Source organism: Nissabacter sp. SGAir0207 (assembly GCF_005491205.1).
Classification (GTDB): Bacteria; Pseudomonadota; Gammaproteobacteria; order Enterobacterales; family Enterobacteriaceae; genus Chimaeribacter.
Genome location: NZ_CP028035.1, coordinates 3,124,355 through 3,145,638 on the forward strand (window position 1 = coordinate 3,124,355; position 21,284 = coordinate 3,145,638).

Annotated in this window: 16 protein-coding genes; 5 read left to right on the top strand and 11 right to left on the bottom strand. The window is 64.5% G+C overall.

Annotated features, from left to right (window positions below; all coding sequences use genetic code 11):
- Position 1: 1 nt before the first annotated feature.
- The 3 genes from C1N62_RS14025 to dgt form a co-directional block, all read right to left on the bottom strand.
- Positions 2-1,147 (bottom strand): sugar diacid recognition domain-containing protein, encoded by a 1,146-nt coding sequence (locus C1N62_RS14025; RefSeq protein ID WP_137764209.1) that lies wholly within the window; start codon positions 1,145-1,147, stop codon positions 2-4.
- 211 nt (positions 1,148-1,358) lie between these two features.
- Positions 1,359-2,807, bottom strand: coding sequence for a serine endoprotease DegP (degP, locus tag C1N62_RS14030; protein WP_137764210.1), 1,449 nt, complete (start codon positions 2,805-2,807; stop codon positions 1,359-1,361).
- Between the two features lie 154 nt (positions 2,808-2,961).
- Positions 2,962-4,482: a dGTPase gene (dgt, locus tag C1N62_RS14035; RefSeq protein WP_137764211.1), complete on the bottom strand. Its 1,521-nt coding sequence runs from the start codon at positions 4,480-4,482 to the stop codon at positions 2,962-2,964.
- Between the two features lie 120 nt (positions 4,483-4,602).
- Here dgt and mtnN point away from each other — a divergent pair, with 120 nt between their 5' ends.
- The 4 genes from mtnN (at position 4,603) to C1N62_RS14055 (ending at position 7,363) form a co-directional block, all read left to right on the top strand.
- On the top strand, positions 4,603-5,304 hold the full coding sequence (gene mtnN / locus C1N62_RS14040) for a 5'-methylthioadenosine/S-adenosylhomocysteine nucleosidase (protein WP_137764212.1): 702 nt from the start codon (positions 4,603-4,605) through the stop codon (positions 5,302-5,304).
- Positions 5,304-6,146 carry a vitamin B12 ABC transporter substrate-binding protein BtuF gene (gene btuF, locus C1N62_RS14045; RefSeq protein ID WP_137764213.1) on the top strand — a complete coding sequence of 281 codons (843 nt, stop codon included), beginning with the start codon at positions 5,304-5,306 and terminating at the stop codon, positions 6,144-6,146. Before mtnN ends, btuF begins: the two co-directional genes overlap by 1 nt.
- A 1-nt stretch (position 6,147) precedes the next feature.
- Positions 6,148-6,768 (top strand): TRIC cation channel family protein, encoded by a 621-nt coding sequence (locus tag C1N62_RS14050; protein WP_137764214.1) that lies wholly within the window; start codon positions 6,148-6,150, stop codon positions 6,766-6,768.
- A 322-nt stretch (positions 6,769-7,090) separates the two neighbouring features.
- Complete coding sequence (locus tag C1N62_RS14055; RefSeq protein ID WP_137764215.1) at positions 7,091-7,363, top strand: hypothetical protein; 273 nt, start codon at positions 7,091-7,093, stop codon at positions 7,361-7,363.
- A gap of 132 nt (positions 7,364-7,495) precedes the next feature.
- On the opposite strand, the gene erpA is transcribed toward C1N62_RS14055, so the two are convergent.
- Complete coding sequence (gene erpA, locus C1N62_RS14060) at positions 7,496-7,840, bottom strand: iron-sulfur cluster insertion protein ErpA (RefSeq protein WP_137764216.1); 345 nt, start codon at positions 7,838-7,840, stop codon at positions 7,496-7,498.
- A gap of 84 nt (positions 7,841-7,924) precedes the next feature.
- A complete protein-coding gene (gene clcA, locus C1N62_RS14065; protein WP_137764217.1) occupies positions 7,925-9,349 on the bottom strand; it encodes a H(+)/Cl(-) exchange transporter ClcA in 1,425 nt (474 codons plus the stop codon).
- Positions 9,350-9,592: 243 nt separating this feature from the next.
- On the opposite strand from clcA, the gene hemL reads away from it, so the two are divergent.
- Positions 9,593-10,882: a glutamate-1-semialdehyde 2,1-aminomutase gene (gene hemL, locus C1N62_RS14070; protein WP_137764218.1), complete on the top strand. Its 1,290-nt coding sequence runs from the start codon at positions 9,593-9,595 to the stop codon at positions 10,880-10,882.
- Positions 10,883-10,943: 61 nt separating this feature from the next.
- On the opposite strand, the gene fhuB is transcribed toward hemL, so the two are convergent.
- The 6 genes from fhuB to mrcB all read right to left on the bottom strand — a co-directional run bounded on the left by fhuB (position 10,944) and on the right by mrcB (position 21,250).
- Positions 10,944-12,923, bottom strand: a complete 1,980-nt coding sequence (gene fhuB, locus C1N62_RS14075) for a Fe(3+)-hydroxamate ABC transporter permease FhuB (RefSeq protein WP_137764219.1) — start codon at positions 12,921-12,923, stop codon at positions 10,944-10,946.
- Complete coding sequence (gene fhuD / locus C1N62_RS14080) at positions 12,920-13,819, bottom strand: Fe(3+)-hydroxamate ABC transporter substrate-binding protein FhuD (RefSeq protein ID WP_137764220.1); 900 nt, start codon at positions 13,817-13,819, stop codon at positions 12,920-12,922. Before fhuD ends, fhuB begins: the two co-directional genes overlap by 4 nt.
- Positions 13,819-14,616, bottom strand: a complete 798-nt coding sequence (fhuC, locus tag C1N62_RS14085; protein ID WP_137764221.1) for a Fe3+-hydroxamate ABC transporter ATP-binding protein FhuC — start codon at positions 14,614-14,616, stop codon at positions 13,819-13,821. The genes fhuD and fhuC overlap by 1 nt, the downstream gene beginning before the upstream one ends.
- 85 nt (positions 14,617-14,701) lie before the next feature.
- The gene (gene fhuA, locus C1N62_RS14090) at positions 14,702-16,903 is read right to left on the bottom strand and encodes a ferrichrome porin FhuA (RefSeq protein ID WP_137764222.1); all 2,202 of its coding nucleotides are present in this window, start codon (positions 16,901-16,903) and stop codon (positions 14,702-14,704) included.
- A 222-nt stretch (positions 16,904-17,125) separates the two neighbouring features.
- The gene (locus C1N62_RS14095; protein ID WP_137764223.1) at positions 17,126-18,523 is read right to left on the bottom strand and encodes a DUF1996 domain-containing protein; all 1,398 of its coding nucleotides are present in this window, start codon (positions 18,521-18,523) and stop codon (positions 17,126-17,128) included.
- A 159-nt stretch (positions 18,524-18,682) separates the two neighbouring features.
- Entirely contained in the window at positions 18,683-21,250 is a 2,568-nt protein-coding gene (mrcB, locus tag C1N62_RS14100; RefSeq protein ID WP_137764224.1) for a bifunctional glycosyl transferase/transpeptidase, read from the bottom strand.
- Between the last annotated feature and the right edge of the window lie 34 nt (positions 21,251-21,284).

The following is a 21,284-nucleotide window of genomic DNA, read 5'->3' on the forward strand; positions in this document are numbered from 1 at the left end:
ATCACTCGGGCTGGGGGGCCTCCAGTTGCAGCGCCACATAGAGCAGCAGCCGGTGGTCAAAGCGGGTAAGGTCGAGGCCGGTCACGTCGGCGATGCGGTTGAGGCGGTACTCAAGCGTATTGCGATGGATAAACAGCGCGCGCGCCGCCGCGCCGGGCTGCACGTCGTGGGCGAACCAGGCGCGCAGCGTGCGCCGCAGCAGGCCATTGCTGTCCGCCTCCCGCAGGCGCGCCAAGGGTTGCGCCAGCTCCTCGGCCTGCCAGCCATCGCGCAGGCTGTCGAGCAGCACCGGCAGCCGCAGATCCGGGTAGAAGTAGCCGCGCTGCGCTGGCAGACGCTGCTTGCCCACCGCCAGCGTCGCACGGGCCGTGCGGTAGGATCGAGCGATGCCGCCGGGGCCGCTGAAGCCGTTGCCGAGCGCCAACCGCACCTCCAGCCCCTGCGCCGCCGCGCGCGCCAATAGTGCCTCCATCCGCGCCCGCAGCGCATCGCCACGCGCCTCCCCCTCCGGCGCAGGCACCAGCCACACCAGCTCATGCAGTGACACCAGCGCCAGCAACGGCTCCCGCCCCGGCGCGGCGAGCAGCGCCTGCATCTCGTGCAGCGCGCTGCCAGCGTCTGGCCCCTGCCCCTCCACCTCAATCAGCGCCACCGCCCACGGCTGGTCAAGGTTGACCCCCAGCCGCTGCGCCCACTCCGCCAAAGAGGACGTCCCGCCCTCCGCCCGGATCAGGTTGAGCACCAGCTCCTCCCGCAGGCGGCTGTCGCGCGCCAGCAGTTGCTGCAACCGGGCCTGCTCCAGCATCATTTCGGCGGTCATGCTGACCAGCTGGCCGTAACGGCGCAGCGTCTCTGGCTCGCCGCTCAGCCCCACCGCGCCGACAATCTCGCCATCGATGCGCAGCGGTAAATTCACCCCCGGCCGCACGCCGTGCAGCCCACGCGCCACGGCGGAATCGATCTCCACCCGCCGCCCCTGCGCGATCGCCAGCAGCGCCCCCTCATGCAGCTCACCGAGCCGCTGCGGATCGCCACTGCCGATGATGCGCCCACGCCCATCCATCACGTTGACATTGCTGTCGATGATCTGCATGGTGCGGGAGACGATCTCCTGCGCCATGCCCGCTTCCAATTGATATGCCGCCATCTGCTCCCTCCGCTGACCTGACCTGTCTGGCAGCATACGCCGCCGCACGCCACGCCGCCTTGTGCAAACGCACAAAATGCACGCAGTGGATAAAATAAGCGATGACAACGGAATGAAAGGCGATTTTAGGCGCGGCAAAAATAATGACCGCTACAGACGTAAAAAAGGCACGGTCTCCCGTGCCTGTTAAATCGTGTGGATCGTCAGGATCTTACTGCATCAGCAGGTAGAGCTGGCTGTCACCGCGTTGGATCGAGAGCGCAAGCACGGACGGCTTGCTGTCGAGGATCTTACGCAGCTCGCCGAGGTTGGCCACCGGCTGCTGGTTGACGCCGAGAATCACGTCGCCCTTCTTCAGGCCGATACGCGCCGCGGCGGAACCCGGCTTCACGTTGTCCACTTTCACGCCCTTCTGGCCGTTGACCTCGGTGTTGCTCAGCTCCGCGCCCTCAATGCCGGTGAAGATGGTGGCGGAATCGACCTGCGCCTGCTGGCTCTGCTCCAACGTCACTTCTACCGTTACCGGCTTGCCGTCACGTTGCAGGCCCAGCGCCAGCTTGGTGCCGATCGGCAGCGTGCCCACCTCCGCGCGGAAGGCGGCAAAGCTGGAGATAGCCTTGCCGTTCATGGTGAGGATCACGTCCCCGGCCTTGATACCGGCCTTCGCCGCCGCCGACTTCGGCATGACCTGGCTGACGAACGCGCCGCGCTGGGCGTCAACTTTCATCGCCTTCGCCAGCTCGGAGTTCAGTTCGGTGCCCATGATGCCCAGTTCGCCGCGTTTCACCTGGCCGAACTCAATCATCTGGCTGGTGAGGTTCTTCACCATGTTGCTGGGGATGGCGAACCCGATGCCGATGTTGCCACCGTCTGGCGCGAGGATCGCGGTGTTGATGCCGATCAGCTCACCGTTCAGGTTGACCAGCGCACCGCCGGAGTTGCCGCGGTTGATGGCGGCATCCGTCTGGATGAAGTTCTCGTAGTTCTCAATGTTCAGCCCGCTGCGGCCCAGCGCCGAGACGATGCCGGAGGTGGCAGTCTCACCCAGCCCGTACGGGTTGCCAATGGCGACGGTGTAGTCACCGACGCGCAGCGCCTCGGAGTCGGCCATCTTCACCGCCGTCAGGTTTTTGGCCTCTTTCAGCTGGATCAGCGCGATGTCGGAGCGCGGGTCTTTGCCAATCACCTTGGCGTCAAATTTGCGGCCATCGTTGAGCTGCACCACGATCTTGGTGGCGTTGTCCACCACGTGGTTGTTGGTCACCACGTAGCCCTTGTCGGCGTCAATGATCACCCCGGAGCCGAGCGCCTGGAACGGCTGCTGGGACTGGCGGCCGCCACGTGGGTTGCCGCCGCCGTTGTCACCGCCGCCCTGGCAGAGCGGGGATTGCTGGAACGGCGAGCCATCCTGGCAGAGCGGCGAATCGTCACCGAAGAACTGCTGGAACTGCTGGCCCATGCGCGGCGTATTGACCGTGGTGCTGCCCTCGACGTTGATGCTCACAACGGACGGCATCACTTTCTCCAGCATCGGCGCCAGACTCGGCAGTTGGGTCATGCCCGACGAGGCGGTTTCCGCAGCCAGTGCGGAGGAGGCGGGGCCAAAAGCCATTCCAATGCTAAGCGCCAGGGCGCTGAGGAACAAAGAGGATTTTTTCATGCGTCTGTATCTCTTTAATTTATTGATGCGACAAGAACAATACTGACTGTGCAGCCATGCTGAGTAAGATGTAATTAACCACCTTAAGTTCACTGGCGTCGATTCAGCAATGGTAAAAAAGTGTTCAACGCCTTTACAAAAGAACAGATTTTAATCACTCCGCCGCCGCCAGCCGCCGGTACTCATCATAGGCATGGAGATCGGTCATGCCGCTGATGTAATCCTGGATCAAACGCGCGCGGTAGTAGTACTCCCACACCGGCTGCTCCGCCTCTGGCAGCGTGGCCAGCTGGTTCACCGCCTGATTGTAGGTCAGCCGGTATTTGGCGGTAAGCTTGTGCAGCAGGCGTGTCTCAATCGGGTAGCGGCGGTGGGTATCCTGCTCGTTGAGCTGGCGGAAATCCTCCCACGGCATCTCCAGCAGCGGGCTGTAGATATCCAGCAGGCCGCTGATCACCCGGTAGCCCTGCAACTCCAGCTCCTCCACCTCATGGTGGTTGAACACCCGGCGGAAGGCAACGGTCTTGAACACCTCCAGCAGCCGGTTGGCCTGGCTCTCATCCTCCAGCAGCGCCTGATTCAACGTCCCCTCATACACCTGCGGCAGGTTATCGATGAAGCGCTGCGCGGCATGGGGCACCAGCCGTTTGACGGTCTGCACCCGCAACTCCATAAAGAAGTAGTCGATGGGGTGGCGATAGTCGCGCGCGGCCGCCATCTTTTTATAGGCGGTGCCCACCACCAGATCAAACAGGTCGCCGGCCTGCGCGCTGCCCCACTCCTGTTGCAGGTGGTGGTAGAGCTGGTCAACGGTGAAGATCTTCTTCTCCACCGCATCCTCCAGATCGGCGATGCAGTAGGAGATATCATCCGCCGCTTCCATGATGTAGGTGAGCGGGAAACGCTGGAATTCGCCCAGATCCAGCGCCGTGCGCAGCTGGTGGATCTGCGGCTCCTCCGCCAGATAGTAGCCCGGCTTCTTCATCAGATAACTGTATGGCTCCGGCACCGGCCCGGCCCAGTAGGCGGGGCGGGTATACTTCAGGATGCAGGCCACCTGGGTGTGCGTGAGGTTGAGGCGCAGCAGGCTGAACACCAGCCGGATGGCCTGTGCGTTGCCCTCAAAGTGGCTGAGATCGTGGCGAATGCGGCTACGCAGCGCATTGAGCGTCTCCTCCCCGGCGCGCAGCCGCAAAAACGGTACCGGGCAGGTATCCTCCGCGCCGGGCGCGCAGTCGGCCACCCGCATCCGTCGGCCGAACCAGTCATTGAGGGCGGACTCACCGAAGTGGCCGAACGGCGGGTTACCGATGTCATGCATCAGGCAGGCCATCTCCACCACGCTCTCAAACGGGGCCACCAGCCGCTCCAGCCCGAGCGCTGCCAGCCGGTCAGCCTTGCCAAGGCGGTGCAGGATCTCTTTCGCGATGTGCCGCCCGACCTGCTGCACCTCCAGCGAGTGGGTCAACCGGCTGCGCACCGCCGCGTTGCGCTCCAGCGGGAAGACCTGCGTCTTCTGCTGCAACCGGCGGATGGCCGCCGAGTTGATGATGCGCCCGCGATCGCTCTCGAACTGGCGCACAATGTCATAGGCGTCCAGCTCCTCCAGCACCTGCCGCTGCGGTCTGAAGGGGCGCTCCACGCTGAATTTTTTACGAAAATCAATTGCCGCCATGCTGTTCCCCCGCCGCAGGACGCGGCCCATTACGCATTATCTCTGGCTTTTAGCCATGATAGACTACTCGACCACAGGAAAATGCGAAATCGTCCTCCACCTTTATCAGCGAGTATCTCTATGAAAGTTGGCATCATCGGCGCAATGGAGCAGGAAGTCACCCTGCTGCGCGACAAGATCGAAAACCGTCAGACCCTGCAACGCGCCGGCTGCGAAATCTACACCGGCACGCTGCATGGCGTGGAGGTGGCCCTGCTCAAATCGGGCATCGGCAAGGTCTCCGCCGCGATGGGCACCACCCTGCTGCTGGAGCACTGCCGCCCGGACGTGGTGATCAACACCGGTTCCGCCGGTGGCCTGGCCCCGACCCTGAAAGTGGGCGACATCGTGGTCTCTGACGAAGTGCGCTACCACGATGCCGACGTCACCGCCTTCGGCTATGCGCCGGGCCAGATGGCTGGCTGCCCGGCGGCCTTCACCGCCGACGGCGAGCTGATTGCGCTGGCCGAACGCTGCATCAGCGATCTGGGCCTGAACGCGGTGCGCGGGCTGGTGTGCAGCGGCGACGCCTTCATCAATGGCGCCGAGCCGCTGGCCCGCATCCGCACGACCTTCCCGCAGGTGGCGGCCGTAGAGATGGAAGCGGCGGCCATCGGCCACGTCTGCCACCTGTTCGGCACCCCGTTCGTGGTGGTGCGCGCCATCTCCGACGTGGCGGATCAGGCTTCCCACCTGAGCTTCGAGGAGTTTCTGGTGGTGGCGGCCGAGCAGTCCACGCGCATGGTGGACGCCATGCTTCAGGCGCTGGCGTCGCGCGGCTGATGCGGCTGTTCGCTTCCCTCAAGGCACTGCTGTTGGCAGTGCCTTTTTTTATCGCGACAGCGCAGGCCGCCCCGGCGCAGCGGGTGGTGGCGCTGGCCCCCAACCTGACCGAGCTGGCCTACGCCGCCGGGCTGGGGCCGAAATTGGTGGCCGCCAGTGAGTACGCCGACTACCCGCCCGCGGCCAAGGCGCTGGAGCGGGTCGCCAACTGGCAGGGGATCAACCTGGAGCGCATCGTCGCGCTGAAGCCCGATCTGGTGCTGGCGTGGCGCGGCGGCAACCCGCAGCGCGCCCTCGACCAGCTGGCGTCGCTGGGGATCCCGGTGATCACCCTCGATCCGCAGAGCATTGAGCAGGTGGCAGAGACGCTGGAGCGGCTCGCTGGCTACAGCGACCAGCCAGCTCTGGGCAAACAGGCCGCCGCGCAGTTGCGCCAGCAGCGGGAGGCGTTGCGCCAGCAGTACGCACGCGCCACCCCGCTGCCGGTGCTGTTGCAGTTTGGCACCCGGCCGCTGTTCACCGCCGCCGCTGACACCCTCCAGAGCGAGATCGTGACGCTGTGCGGCGCGCGCAATGTGTTTGCCGACAGCCGGATGCCGTGGCCGCAGGTGAGCCGCGAACAGGTGCTGATGCGCCACCCGGCGGCGATCGTCACCCCCGGTGAGGCGGCGCAGCAGCAGGCGGTCAGCGCCTTCTGGCGGCCGCAGTTGACGGTGCCGGTGATCGCCGTCAATTCTGACTGGTTCAGCCGCGCTGGCCCGCGTATTATGCTGGCCGCACAGCAGCTCTGCCCACAGCTGGCGGCGCTGCCGGATCCCACTTCTGCGCGGAACGATCGTTGATATGTTGCTCTCAATTCTGGATATCTTAGGCACCGCGGTATTCGCCATCTCGGGCGTATTGCTGGCGGGCAAACTGCGGATGGACCCCTTCGGCGTCCTGGTGCTGGGCGTGGTGACGGCGGTCGGTGGCGGCACCATCCGTGACATGGCGCTGGCGCATGGCCCGGTGTTCTGGGTGCGCGATCCCACCGATCTGGTGGTGGCGATGCTCACCTGCCTGCTCACCATCCTGCTGGTGCGCCAGCCGCGCCGCCTGCCGAAGTGGGTGCTGCCGGTGCTGGACGCGGTCGGCCTGGCGGTGTTTGTCGGCATCGGCGTCAACAAGGCGTTCGCCGCGGGCACTGGCCCGCTGGTGGCGGTCTGCATGGGGGTGATTACCGGCGTCGGCGGTGGCATCATCCGCGACATTCTGGCGCGTGAGATCCCGATGATCCTGCGTACCGAGATCTACGCCACCGCCTGCATCGTCGGCGGCATTGCCCACACCCTCGCCTACTCGGTCTTTGCCATGCCGCTGCCGCAGGCGACGCTGCTGGGCATGGCGATTACGCTGGTGATTCGTCTGGCTGCCATCCGCTGGCACCTGAAGTTGCCGACCTTTGAGCTGGAAAGCCACGGATAAGCAACTGGCAAATTAATCTTCAACCGGGATGAAATATCAATTAATTATTTATTGATTAAAACATATTCACCCCATCGATCGGTTCTGTTATATTCACCGCGTCTGAGCAGCCCGGCCTTTGGCCGGTTGCTCATGCGCCCTGCCGCCGCCACACACTCCCTTTTTGGTCTGTTTTGCGTCGCGGGTTCCACGTACCGGTAAACCGGTTAACCCTGGGGAGATCCAGATTGGCTAAAGCCAGCGCCCTCCCCTGCCGATACCCTTATCAGGCCGGGGTCACCGGCCGGTACGTTGGAGTACTTCAACACCAGGAATACCACCGATGCGACACCTCCTGTGCAGCGCGCTACTGGCGCTGGGGATTTTGCCGGCAATGGCCATCGGAAGTCAGGGCGAGGGTGCCCAGGGCGTGATCAATGTCCGTCTGGTGATTGTGCCTCAATGCGCGGTTACCCTGACCGGCAGCACCCCTACGGCCGAGTGCGGCAGCGATGCCCGCTATCAGCCGGTTATCCGTACCCAAACCTTGAAACAAGAGGCCCATCTGGCGGGCAATGTGGAGCGCACCACCCGGCTTATCACGGTTGAATGGTGAGTCAGGACGCTTCGCAGCTACACACAGCAACCTTGTTTTACCCATGCAGTCACGTTTTACCCATAAGAAAAACAGTAATAAAAAAACCCGTCTGCCACTGGCACACGGGTTTTTTTCTGCCTGACGAACGCCTCAGATGCTGAATGAGGAGCCGCAGCCGCAGGTGGTTTTGGCATTCGGGTTGGTGACGATAAAGCGCGATCCTTCCAGCCCTTCGGTGTAGTCCACCGAACCGCCCACCAGATATTGCAGGCTCATCGGATCGACCACCAGCGCCACGCCAGCTTTCTCAATGGTCATGTCGCCGTCATTGATCTGATCGTCGAAAGTGAAGCCATACTGGAAACCACTGCAACCACCCCCGGTGATATAGACCCGCAGTTTCAGGTTCGGGTTCTCTTCGTCAGCAATCAGGTTCTTCACCTTATGTGCTGCCGCCTCAGTAAATTGCAGGGGCAGTGCTACGTCATCACTCATCTTTATACTCCCAACCAGTTTCACTTCAGGCCGCACCAATGGCGCCCGAACATCGATCAATTATCTTATACCCGGCTGATACGTTCAAGTATTGACCGTCCCGGGGGCATTTTCTGCGGCGGCGCGCGCCGCCTGCTCACGCTCCTGCCGTTGTAAGGTGCGGGCCAGCAGCGTGGAATACAAGGGCTGGCCGCCAAGAAACTGCGCCAGCAGCGTCGCGCCGAGGCAGGTGATGATCATAGGCAGGATCAATTGGTAGTTGTCGGTCATCTCCAGCACCAGCACGATGCCGGTCAGCGGCGCGCGCACCGTGGCGGCAAACAGCGCCCCCATGCCCGCGATGGCGAAAGCGCCCGGCTGCAACCCGTAGTGCGGGAACAGCGCCGCGGCCGCCATGCCGAAAGCGGTGCCCGCCAGCGTGCCGAGCGCCAGCATCGGCGCGAAGATGCCGCCGGGCGCACCGGAGCAGAAGCAGAGCAGCGTGGTCACGATGCGGCTCAGGAAGATAAACAGCAGCATCCCCAGCGTGTAGTGGCCGAGCGCCGCCGCCGGGATCAGGCCAAAGCCGCCGCCCGCCGCCGCCGGCTGGATCAAGCCGAGCAGGCCGCACACGCCGCCCAGCAGCCCGCCAATCAGCAGGATGCGCCGCAGATTGCCGCCGTGCAGGCGCTGGAACAGATCCTGGATGCGGAAGATCAGCGCATTGAAGGCCACGCCCACCACCCCGAACAGCATCCCCAGCAGCAGGTAGAGCCAGAGCGTATCGCTGGCGGCCGCCTGTAGCCGACCAATCTGGATCACCGAGGCCGCGCCGTTAAAGTACTGGTAGACCACGCTGGAGGTGATGACGCCGATAAACACTGCCTTGATGGAGATCAGGCTGTAGCGGAACTGGAGCCGCATCTCCTCGATGATGAACAGGATGCCCGCCAGCGGCGCGTTGAAGGCCGCCGACAGCCCGGCCGCCGCGCCAGTCGCCAGCAGCGAGTGGCGCGACTCGGCGCTCTTCAGCCGGAACAGGTCAACCAGCATCTTGCCGACGTTGCCGCCGATCTGCACCGTCGGCCCCTCGCGCCCCAGCACCATGCCCGCGCCGAGGCTGCCCATGCCGCCGATGAACTTCACCGGGATCACCCGCCACCAGCGCACCGGGCGCAGCTCCTCCAGCGCCCCCTCAATCTCCGGGATGCCCGATCCCGCCGCCTCCGGCGCCAGCGTGCGCACCAGCAGGTAGCCGACCATCGCCAGCAGCGCCGACAGCACAAACGCCAGCGGCCACAACAGCCAGACGTGCGCACTCGCCTCCTGGAGCGCCGCCAGCCGTTGCTGGGTCACCCAGCCGACCGCCCGCTCGAAGCCCACGCCCAGCAGGCCGGTCACCAACCCGACCAGCGCCGCCACCCCCAAAATCGCCACCGGCGTCTTGTCACGCCGCAGAAATTGCCGTAACACCTCACTGCGCCGCAGACGGGGCGCGGCGGAAAGCTGCCTCTCTTGTTGCGTTATCATCACGGTCTCGTTTATCAGGATCGGAAATCACCAAAAAGCCCGGCGGATCATACTACTCGATGGCAGGCGGGGCGTCCCGCCTGAATCGCCGCCATTCGTTTTCTGCAACACATTGGCACGATTTCCCCGCCCCGCCGGGCGCGTGGCAGGCCAGCAACGATTTCATAACGCGCCCTGTTTCACTAGAATAGGGGGGTTTACCTCTGCATCCCTCGGGATGCGAACCATTCAGGAGCCTTAACCATGAGCCAACACAGCAAGTCCGAAAGTCTGTTCGCCAAGGCGCAGCAACTTATTCCCGGCGGCGTCAACTCGCCGGTACGTGCCTTTACCGGCGTCGGCGGCGTGCCGCTGTTCATTGAACATGCCGACGGGGCTTACCTGTATGACGCCGACGGCAAGGCCTATATCGACTATGTGGGCTCCTGGGGGCCGATGGTGCTGGGCCACAACAACGCCGGCATCCGCGAGGCGGTGATTGAGGCGGCAGCACGCGGGCTAAGCTTCGGCGCGCCGACCGAGATGGAAGTCACCATGGCGGAGCTGGTGACCGAACTGGTGCCGACGATGGACATGGTGCGGATGGTCAACTCCGGCACCGAGGCCACCATGAGCGCCATCCGTCTGGCGCGCGGCTACACCCACCGCGACAAGATCATCAAGTTTGAGGGCTGCTACCACGGCCACGCCGACCACCTGCTGGTGAAGGCCGGTTCCGGCGCGCTGACCCTCGGCCAGCCCAACTCGCCGGGCGTACCGGCGGACGTCGCCAAACACACCCTGACCTGCACCTACAACGATCTGGATTCGGTGCGCGCTGCCTTTGAGCAGTTCCCGGAGGAGATCGCCTGCATCATCGTTGAGCCGGTGGCTGGCAACATGAACTGCGTGCCGCCGCTGCCAGAATTCCTGCCGGGCCTGCGCGCGCTGTGTGACGAGTTCGGCGCGCTCTTGATCATTGATGAGGTGATGACCGGCTTCCGCGTGGCGCTGGCTGGCGCGCAGGCCTACTACAATGTGGTGCCTGACCTCACCTGTCTGGGCAAAATCATCGGCGGCGGGATGCCGGTGGGCGCCTTTGGCGGCCGTCGCGAGGTGATGGAGGCGCTGGCCCCGACTGGCCCGGTCTATCAGGCTGGCACCCTCTCCGGCAACCCGGTCGCCATGGCCGCTGGCTACGCCTGCCTGACGCAGATCGCCCAGCCGGGCACCCACGCCACCCTGACTGACCTGACCGAGCAGCTCGCCACCGGCCTGCTGAACGCGGCTCAGGAGAGCGGCATCCCGCTGGTGGTGAACCGCGTCGGCGGCATGTTCGGCCTGTTCTTCACTGAGGCAGAGAGCATCACCTGCTATCAGGATGTGATGCAGTGCGATGTGGAGCGCTTCAAGCGCTTCTTCCACCTGATGCTGGACGAGGGCGTCTACCTCGCGCCATCCGCCTTTGAGGCGGGCTTCATGTCGCTGGCGCACAGCCCGGAAGATATCCAGCGTACCGTGGACGCGGCACGCCGCTGCTTCGCCAAGCTGTAAGCGGCAAACCAAGCGCTAAGCGTTAAATACAGAACGGCCACCCCGAGGGGTGGCCGTTTTTTTATGACGCCTGCTTGCGCAGCAGGTAGATAAAGTAGGGTGCGCCGATAAAGGTCGCCAGCAGCCCGGCCGGGATCTGGTAGGGGAACAGCAGCATCCGCCCGCCCCAATCCGCCAGCAGCATCAGCAGGCCGCCAATCAGCGAAGCCATCACCAGTTGCGGCAGCGCGCGGCGGAAGCCAATCATCCGCGCCATGTGCGGTGCCATCAGGCCGACAAAGCTGAGCGGCCCAATGGTCAGGGTCGCCACCGCCGTCATGATCGCCGCCAACAGCAGAATCACCAACCGGCTCGGGCCGAGCGCCAGCCCGACCGAGCGCGCCAGCGCGCCGCCCAGCGGCAGGATCATCAGCCAGCGGCGGCAGAGCGGCGTCAACGCCAGCAGGATCGCCGCCAACGCCACGCTGCGCCACGCCTGCGCCCAGGTCACCGAGTAGGTGGAGCCGGAGATCCAGCTCAGCAATTGCCCCATGCGCGGATCGCCACTCGCCATTAACAGGGTAATGAGCGTGGTGAAGACGGTGCTCAGGCCAATCCCCGCCAGCAGCATCCGCTCCGGCGAGAAGCTGCTGCGCGCCGACACCAGCAGGATGATGAACAGCGTCGCCGCCGCCCCGAGAGTGCCCGCGGGCAGCAGCCAGACAAAGGCGTCGCCCGGCACGAAGAACAGCATCAGCACCACGCCGCAGGCCGCGCCGGAACTGATGCCGAGCACTTCCGGGCTGGCCATCGGGTTGCCGGTCAGTTTCTGCATCATGGTGCCCGCCGCGCCCAGCATTACCCCGGCGGCCAGCGCCGCCAGCGCGCGCGGCATCCGCCACGGCAGCAGTTGGGTGAAGAGATCGCCCTGCGCCCAGACCCAGCCCGCCATGTCGCGGCCAAAGGCCAGCGCCAGCCACAGGCCGCCCAGCAAACAGAGCAGCGCGCCGCCAATCCACCACGGCAGGTGGCCGCGCTCTGCGGGCACCACGTCACTCTGGCCCGGCACGCTGCGGCTACGCAGGCGCGGCAGCAGCCACAGCAGCAGCGGCGCGCCAATCAGCGCGGTGGCCGCACCGGTGGCGATGTCCTGCCAGAAGTGGCTCAGCCAGAGCATGATCTGGTCTGTCAGCCACAGCAGCAGCGCCCCGAGCAGCGGAGCCAGCAGCAGGCGGCTGAACAGGCGGCGCGCGCCGAGCAGCGTCGCCAGCAGCGGCGCGAACAGCCCGACAAAGCCAACCACGCCCACCGCATTCACGATCATCGCGCTGAGCGTGATCGCCACCGCCAGCGCGCCCAGCCGTGCCGCCGACAGCCCGAGGCCCAGGTTGCGGGCGATGCCGTCATCCAGCCCCAGCAGCGTCATCGGCCGCAGCAGCAGCAGCGCCAGCACCAGCGCCAATACCAGCCGCGGCAGCAGGAAGCGCGCCACGCTCCAGTCCTGTTGGTTGAGCGCGCCGCTGCTCCAGAGGAACAGGCTCTGCAACTGGTCATAGTTGAACAGCGCCAGCAGGCCATCCACCGCGCCGCAGTAGAGGCTCAGCACCAGCCCGGCGAGGATCAGCGTCACCGGCGAGATGCGCTTGCCCCACGCCACGCCAAACACCAGCGCCCCCACCACCAGCGCGCCCGCCAGCGCCGCGAACTGTTGGGTCAGCAGGCCGCCCGGCAGCGTCCAGAGGGTCGCCAACGTCAGCCCCAGCTTGGCCCCGGAGGCCACGCCCAGCGTCGCTGGCTCCGCCAGCGGATTGCGCAGCACCTGTTGGAACAGCACGCCCGCCAGCGCCAGCCCGGCCCCGGCCAGCCAGGAGACGGCGATGCGCGGCAACAGGCTGTAGTGGAACACCATCTGGCGCACGTCATCGATCTCGGGCTGCCAGAACCCCTGTGCCCAGCGATCCGTCGGCAACTGCCAACGCAGGTTATAGCCGCTCAGCGCCAGACAGGCGGCGGCCAGCAACCCCAGCACCAGCAGCGCGGTGGCGGTCGGACGGCGGCTCATGACGTCACCCCCAGCGATGCTGGCAGCAGGCGGCAGAAGCGCATGGCGCTGGAGGTGGAGCCATAGAACCAGATGGCTGGCACGACGGAGACCGCATTGTCACGGGCAATCGGCAGGGAGCGCCACAGCGGCGAGGCCATGATGCTGTCACGCTGCGCCCGATCGCCATGATCAAAGCAGAGCGCCCGCACGCCCTTCACGGTTGAGAGTTGCTCAATACCAATCACGCTACTGCCCCAGTAGTTGGTCTCCCCCTGCCAGGCGTTGGGGATGCCAAGTTCATTCAGGACATTCATAAACAAGCTGCCTTTGCCAAACACCAGCACGTGGTGGGCATCAAGGAAAGAGAAAAGGAGCACCGGCCGCTGGCCGTAGGGGCGCAGCGCTACCCGCGTCTGCGCCAGCAGCGTTTCAAACGCCGCCAGATGGCGATCGGCCGCCGGGCGCAGTGCCAGCCGGTCGGCCAGCAGGTAGAGCGCCTTGCGTGCCGAGTCCAGCGGCTGGCCGCTGCCGTCATAGAAGGCCAGTGAGAGGGTCGGCGCGATGCGCGCCAGCGCCTCCGGTGTCGGGCCATAGCCAGCGGAGAGCAGCAGCAGCGAGGGGCGCAGCTGTTGCAGCAGCTCCAGGTTCGGCTCGGTACGCAGCCCGACGTCCACCACGCCGGGCGGCAGTGCTGGCTCTTTCACCCACTCGCGGTAGCTGTGGGTATCGGCCACGCCGAGCGGCACCACGCCGAGCGTCAGCAGCAGCTCGACGGTAGACCACTCCAGCGAGACGATACGGCGCAAATCAGGGCGGGCGGCCGCCAGTGAGGGCCAGGCGGCAAGCAGCGGCGAGAGCGCCAGCGCCTGCAACAGGCGACGGCGCACGCCGTCAGGTTGGGTCAGGGATCTCATCAGCAGACAAAGCTCACCGGGGCGCCGCCGCCGGGGTGCGGCAGCACGCCCATCGGGATACCGTAAATTTTCTCCAGCACCGGCCCCTGCATCAGCTCGAGCGGGCTGCCGCTGGCAATCATCTGCCCCTCACGCAGGGCAATCAAATGGTCGCAGTAGCGCGCCGCCACGTTGATGTCGTGCAGCACCGCCACCACCGTCAGGCCGCGTTCGGCGCTCAGGCGCTTGATCAGCGCCAGCACCTCGACCTGATGGGCGATGTCCAGCGCGGAGGTCGGCTCATCCAGCAGTAGGCAGCGCGTCTCCTGCGCCATCATCATCGCCAGCCAGGCGCGCTGGCGCTCGCCGCCGGAGAGGCTGTCCACCAGCCGCTGGGCGAAGGGTTTCAGTCCCACCAGCGCGATGGCCTGCTCGACCGCCTCGCGGTCATGGTGGCGAAAGCGCCCCAGCGCGCCGTGCCACGGGTAGCGGCCAATCGCCACCAACTCCTGCACGGTCATCCCTTCGGCGGGCGGCAGTTGCTGCGGCATATAGGCCACCTCGCGGGCGAAGGCTTTGCTCTCCCATGCGTCCAGCGGTTTGCCATTCAGCCGCAGCGTGCCGCTGGAGGGCGGCTGGTGGCGGCCCAGCATCTTGAGCAGCGTGGATTTGCCAGAGCCGTTGTGGCCAATCAGGCCACAGAATTTGCCCTGCGGGAAGGTGAGGGTCAGGGGCGCCAGCAGGGTGCGCCCCGGAACGGTGAAGCTGGCCTGTTCCAGGCTCAGCGAAACGTGGGTGTTGACGTGGTTATCCTGCATAATTCCCTGTCTTGCAAACGGGCGCGCTTCTGCGCGCCCAAAGGTCTGACTGGCCGGACGCGCGCGTTGCCGCGCGGCCCAAGGCTCAGAAGCGGAAGGTGGCGGTCGCCACGATCTGGCGGTCGGTGCCCCAGTAGCAGGCGTAGTCGCGGTAGCAGCTGGAGACATACTCACGATCCAGCAGGTTGTTGATGTTCAACCCGATGGAGGAGCCTGGCAGGCCAGCGCGCGCCAGATCGTACTTGATGGTGGCGTCCACCAGCGTGTAGGACGCCACGCTGAACGGCTCGTTGTCGGCGTTCAGGCTGGAGGTCGCGCCAACGTAGCGCACGCCGCTACCGACGGTCAGGCCGCTCAGCGCCGTCTCATGGAAGGTGTAGTCCGCCCACAGCGCCGCCATGTTGCGCGGCACCTCAACCGGACGCAGCCCCTTCAGGTTGGTGTCCTTGGTGTACTCGGCGTCGGTGAAGGTGTAGGAGGCGATCAGGTTGATGTTGGCGTTGACCGCCGCCTTGGCCTCCAGCTCCACGCCGCGCGAGCGGATCTCGCCGGTCTGGACGCTGAACAGAGAGTTAGCCGGGTCGGCGGTCAGGTTGTTGTCTTTGGTCAGCTGGTAGACCGCCGCCGTCAGGCTGATCGGCTGGTTCTCCGGGATGTACTTCACCCCGGCCTCATACTGCTTGCCGTGGGACGGATCGAACGCGCTGCCACTCAGGCTGGTGCCGCTGACCGGCTCGAAGGACTCGCTGTAGCTGAAGTAAGGCGAGATGCCGTTGTCGAACAGGTAGTTCAGGCCGCCGCGCCAGGTGAACTGCTCGTCGCGGCGCTTGTCGGTGGTGTTGTCGCTGCGGGTCAGCACGGTGCTCTTGGCGAAGTCATAGCGGCCGCCCAGCGTCAGCAGCCAGTGGTTCCACTCCGCCTGATCCTGCACATAGAGGCCGGTCTGCTCCTGACGGTTGAGGATGTGGTAGCGGAAGTTGATGTCGTAGTCATCATTGCCATACTGCGGCGCGGTCATGTTGATGCCGCCGGTGGTGCCGTAGTCGGCATTGATGTCGTTGCGCATCCGCATGTAGTCCACGCCCGCCAGCAGGGTGTGATCCACGTCGCCGGTGGCGAATTTGGCCTGCCCTTGGGTGTCGACGCTAAAGTTATTCAGCTTCTCGCTGGAGTCCACGTAGCCACGGTTGATGGTGGCAGGCGCGCTGTAGCCAGTGCCGTAGTGGCCGATGTAGTGGCTGTTGATCATGCTGTAGCGCAGGTTTTGGCGCACCGTCCAGGTGTCGTCAAAGCCATGCTCGAAGCTGTAGCCCACCATCTTCTGGTTGCGGGAGTAGGTGTCGCTCGCCTCCCCCTCGTTGAAGTCCACCGGCAGCTTGCGCGCCTGGCCGTTGGCGTCGGTGTAAGGCACCACGGTGCCCTCACGCGGCAACCAGCCGTAGTAGCCGGTGTCTGGCTCATTCTGGAAGTTGCTCAGGAAGGTGAAGGTGGTGCGGTCATCCGGATGCCAGGTAAAGGCCGGGGCGATGGCGTAGCGCTTCTCGTTCACCAGCTCCTGCTGGGCATCCTGGCTGCGGGCCACGCCGGTCAGGCGGTAGGAGTAGACGCCGTTGTCATCCAGCGCGCCGCCAAAGTCAAAGCCGGTCTGGTAGAGGTTGTCGGTGCCCATCGAGAACTGCACTTCACGCAGGGTTTCGGTGGTCGGGCGCTTGCTGACCATCGAGATGATGCCGCCGGGGTTGCTCTTGCCATACAGCACCGACACCGGGCCGCGCATCAGCTCCACGCGCTCCAGCATATAGGGGTCCATCGCGGCTTCATTGTAGTTGTCGCCCTGAAGCTTAAGGCCGTCGAGGTACTGGTTGGTGTTGACCGAGCTAAAGCCGCGAATCGCCACCACATCCAGCGCCTCGGAGCTACCACGGCTGGCGAAGACGCCCGGCGTGTAGCGCAACGCGTCCTTGACCGAGTCCGGCTGGCGCATCTCCAGCTCCTCGCTGGTGACCACCGAGACCGACTGCGGCGTCTTCAGCAGCGGGGTGTCGGTCTTGGTGCCGGTGGCACTGCGTTTGGCCGCCACGGTCGCGGCTGGCCCCCATGCGCTCTCCTGCGCCACATTCGGCCCACTGCCCACCACGGTAATGGTGTCGTTGCCGTTGGTCTGGGTCGTGTCGGCCGCCATGGCCGGCAGGGCGACGTGCCCGAGTGTTACCGCAATGGCCAGCGCCACTTTCCCACGGGGGAACGAAGCCGCTGAGGTAAAGCCTGAACGTGTGCGTGTGCGCATGGTTGCTTCTCTAATGATGTTAACAGGAATGTAAACGAGAATTATTATTATGCAGAGCGAATCATATTCGGATGAATTTTTAAACTCAAGCAGAAAGCGCCTGACGCCTGCTAAGCGGGTGAAGAATTCACCTTATTCCCGTCATGGTTAAATTCCATTAACGCAAATAAGAAAATCCGCAACGTTTATGTCGCGGGTTTATAAAACTTTTTATCCTGATGACTATTTTTTAACGCCGAGCAATATCAGCAGCGGTGGATTGCCGCTCTCGGTGGCATCGAAATGGTAAATACGTCCCTGCCGCTCGCCGCCAATGCAGAATGAGATGGTGGCCTGCTTATTTTTAATCGCCCGTTTCACGGCGGCATCAACGCTGAAATAGAGGTAACTGGGTTTGCTGGTCACCTGCGTTTTGCCGTCGGCGTCACGGCCACAGCTGGGGCGGCTGTTCCAGGTCACCGCCTGCTCCTGCCAGTCGTTGCTGGTCGGGTAGAGGAAGAGCTGGCGCGACGCGCTGTCGGAGACGTTGTTGCCAAACAGCCGCACCTTATAAATAAAGGAGGTGTCTGTATCGATGTCCAGCGCCGCTGGCCACGCCGGGATGGTGAACTGGATCAGCCCCACCTCCTCGCGGTTTTTGCTGCGGTCATTCTGCCAGTTGTCCTGCACCACCAGCGTGCTGCTGCCCGCGAAGTTGCTCTCCGCCGACTCCTGATTGCTGACGGTCACATCCTGCAACGCTGGCTCATAGGCCAGCGGCACATTCAGGCCGCAATCCAGCGCGCGGTTCATGCAGTGGTTGACCATGTAGTCAGAGGCCTGATCCGGCCAGCCATTCATAAAGTCGGCGTGGGCGCTGTAGATCGACCCCCACTGCTCCACCACCTTGCCCTCCACCATTTTTGGATCGAGCGACAGCTCTACCTTGGTCATGTCAATCGGCGGCGAGTTGGGCACCAGATAGGCGATGTTCATGTTGACGGTCGGCAGTTTCACCGGGTAGGCCGCCGGACAGGCGTTGTTCACCGCGTAATCCGCATTCCTGACCCCAATCGCCGGGTGGAGCGTCACGCCGTCCCAGCAGTTGGGGAATTTGATGGCGATGTTCATCTGCACCGTGCCATCCGCCTGCGGCGGGCAGCGACTCTTGGGCACATCCGAGTAGCCCAGCCCTTGGCAGAAGTAGTCAATCGCTACCTTGTTGGGCGAGGTGCCGTTGTGGGTGCCAGCCAGCAGTTGCAGCCCGGCCGGGAACGGGCTGAGCGGGAACTCCTGCACGTTGCTGGCTTGGTAGTAGGTCTTTTGGTAGGCGGGGCGGATCACCCGCCCATCCGGCAGGCGCAGCGACGGTGCCCAGTAGGCAGAGTGGTCGGCCAGGTTGTTGCAGGTGGTGGAGAAATCCGCCACCAGCTGCTCGTTGGTGCTGTAGGCGTTGGTGTGGGTGTTGCCGAAGAAGTCATGGGACATCGCCATACCGGGCATCGCGGGCATCATGACCGCGTCATCGGGCAGCGTGTGGCTGTAGTCACACACCACGTGAACCTGGGCCTCGGCGGCCTCGGCGCGTGGGAGGGGGTTCAGCCAGATAAGCATCAGTAGCAGGGGCAGTGCGCGTTTCATGGTTGGCTCCTTCTATGGGGGGAATCCCCAGAGAGTGCCGCGCCCCGCCGCACTGACGCCAATCACCAACGGTCAGCGATAATCATTGATAAGGCTGATAAAAAAAGGGTGTGATGCGCGTTTGACACGCATCACACCCTCTCGGCTCAAGGCGGGGAGTTACTGGCCGAACATCTCCCTGATCCAGCCAGCGACGCCCTCGCTGTCCTTCTGCTCATCCTGCGGTGCCTGCTGCGGCTGGCCCTGCGGCGCTTGCGCCTGTTGCTGCTGCTGTTGCTGCTGCCACTGCTGCTGTTGAGCCGCCAGACTGGCCTGACACAGGCTGTCCGGGTCGTCCGTCCAGACCGGCATGGTGCGCACCACGCCACCGGTCAGGCCGCCACCGCCGCCGCAAACAAAGTTACCGGCGGAGTCAACGCCCATCGGGCTGATCTCCTCTGGCGCTTGCAGATCCAGCGGCTGCGGGGTGCCGTTTGCCAGATAGCGGCTGTAGAGCGCCATCGCCCCGGTGGAGCCCCACAGTTTCGACGGGCCGTTGTTGTCGCGGCCTACCCAGGTGATCGCCACCTGCTGGCCGTCGATGCCCGCGAACCAGCTATCACGCAGGTCGTTCGAGGTACCGGTCTTGGCCGCCAGATGCAGGCCGGGGTACTTCACCGCCAGCGCGCGCGAGGTGCCCTCGTTCACCACCTGCTGCATGGCGTAGAGCGTCAGGTAGGCGGCCTGCGCCGGTACCGCGCGCTCGGCCTGCGGGAAGCTCTGGTAGAGCACCGAGCCATCCTCGGCAATCACCGAGCGCACGGCGGAGAGCGGTGCGCGGTTGCCGCCGCTGGCGATGGTCTGGTACTCCTGCGCCACCTCCATTGGCGTCAGCGCGATCGCCCCGAGCAGCATCGACGGCACCGGATTGAGCACGTTGGCCGGTACGCCGAGCGTCACCAGCGTCTTGGTGATCTCATCCAGCCCGACCGCCATCCCCAGATTGACCGTCGGCACGTTCATCGAACGCGCCAGCGCGTCCACCAGCATCATCTGGCCGCGGAACTGGTGGTCATCGTTCTGCGGTTTCCAGGTCTGGCCGTTGGAGAGGCGCAGCGCCAGCGGCTGGTCAGCCAGCAGGGTGTTGAGGCGGTACTTGTCCGGCTGCGCCAGCGCGGTCAGGTAGGTGGCCGGTTTGGCCAGCGAGCCAACCTGACGGCGCGCCTGCATCGCGCGGTTGAAGCCAGCAAACTGGGTCTGCGACCCGCCGACCATCGCCCGCACCTCGCCGCTGAAGCGATCGACCACCACCATCGCGGTTTCGATGTCGTTCAGGCCGCTCTTCTTGCGCAGCTGCGGGATGCCCTCCTCCACCGCCTGCTCGGCGGCGTCCTGCGACACCGGATCAAGGGTGGTGAAAATCTTCACGCCGGAGAGGTCGTTCATCTTGTCGCCCATCCGCTGCTGCAACTCCTGGCGCACCAGCTGCATGAAGGCTGGCTGCGGCGAGATCACCCCGCCCTTCGGCTGCACGCCCAGTGGGCGGGCGCTCAGCATGGTGTAAAGCTCGTGGTCAATGATCTGCTGCGTCTCCAGCAGCTTCAGCACCACGTTACGGCGCTCCAGCGCCAGTTTCGGGTTGCGCCACGGGTTGTAGAGCGACGCCCCCTTCACCATGCCCACCAGCAGCGCCTGCTGATCGAGGCTCAGCTCATCCACCGGGCGGCCAAAGTAGTAGAGGCTGGCAAGCGGGAAGCCACGGATCTGGTCATTGCCATCCTGCCCGAGGTAGACCTCGTTCAGGTACAGCTCGAGGATGCGATCCTTGCTGTAGCGGCTGTCCACCAGCAGCGCCATGTAGGCTTCATTGATCTTGCGCCAGTAGGTGCGCTCGTTGCTGAGGAACAGGTTCTTCACCAGCTGTTGCGTCAGGGTACTCGCCCCCTGCACCGTGTGGCCAGCGGTCAGGTTCGCCAGCAGCGCGCGGCCGATGGAGTAGAAGCTGATGCCGTCGTGCTCATAGAAGTGGCGGTCTTCCGTCGCCAGCAGCGTGTCCACCAGCAGGTCAGGGAAGCCGCTGCGCGGCACGAACAGGCGCTGCTCGCCATTCGGCGACTGCAACATGGTGATCAGGCGCGGATCGAGGCGGAAGAAGCCGAAGTTGCGCTTGTTGTCCATGTTCTGGATCTGCGCCAGGCTGTCGCCCTTGAAGGTGAGCAGCGCGTGGATCTGCCCCTCTTTGCCATCCGGGAAGTCGAACGGGCGGCGCAGCATCTCAATGCTGTTGCCGCGCACGGTGAATTCGCCCGGCCGGGTGATGCGTGACACCTCGCGGTACTGGGTGCCCTCCAGCAGCGAGACCATCTCCTTCTTGCTGTAGCCCATACCCGGCTCGAGGTTGACCATCCGGCCATAGACCGCCGCTGGCAGTTGCCACACCTTGCCGTCAATGCGGCTGCGGATCTGCCCATCCAGATAGAAGCCATAGATCGCCAGCAGCAGCGCCAGCACAATCCCGATTTTTACTGCCAGGCCCAGCCAGCCGCGTTTTTTGCGCGGCTTGCCCGCCTTTACCTTGCGTGGCATCTGTTGCTTACCTTTATTGTCTTGGTTGTCATCCTGATAGTCGCCAAAATCATCCCCAGCGTCCTCCTCCCTGCGGTGACGCGGCCGCTGCCGCGCGGGCTTGCGCTCTGGGGGAGTGTTGCGTCCCTTGCGCCCGATGGGCTCGCGGTCATCACCTGACATTGCTGTTCTCCACGCTACTGTTCTTGTTCATCAT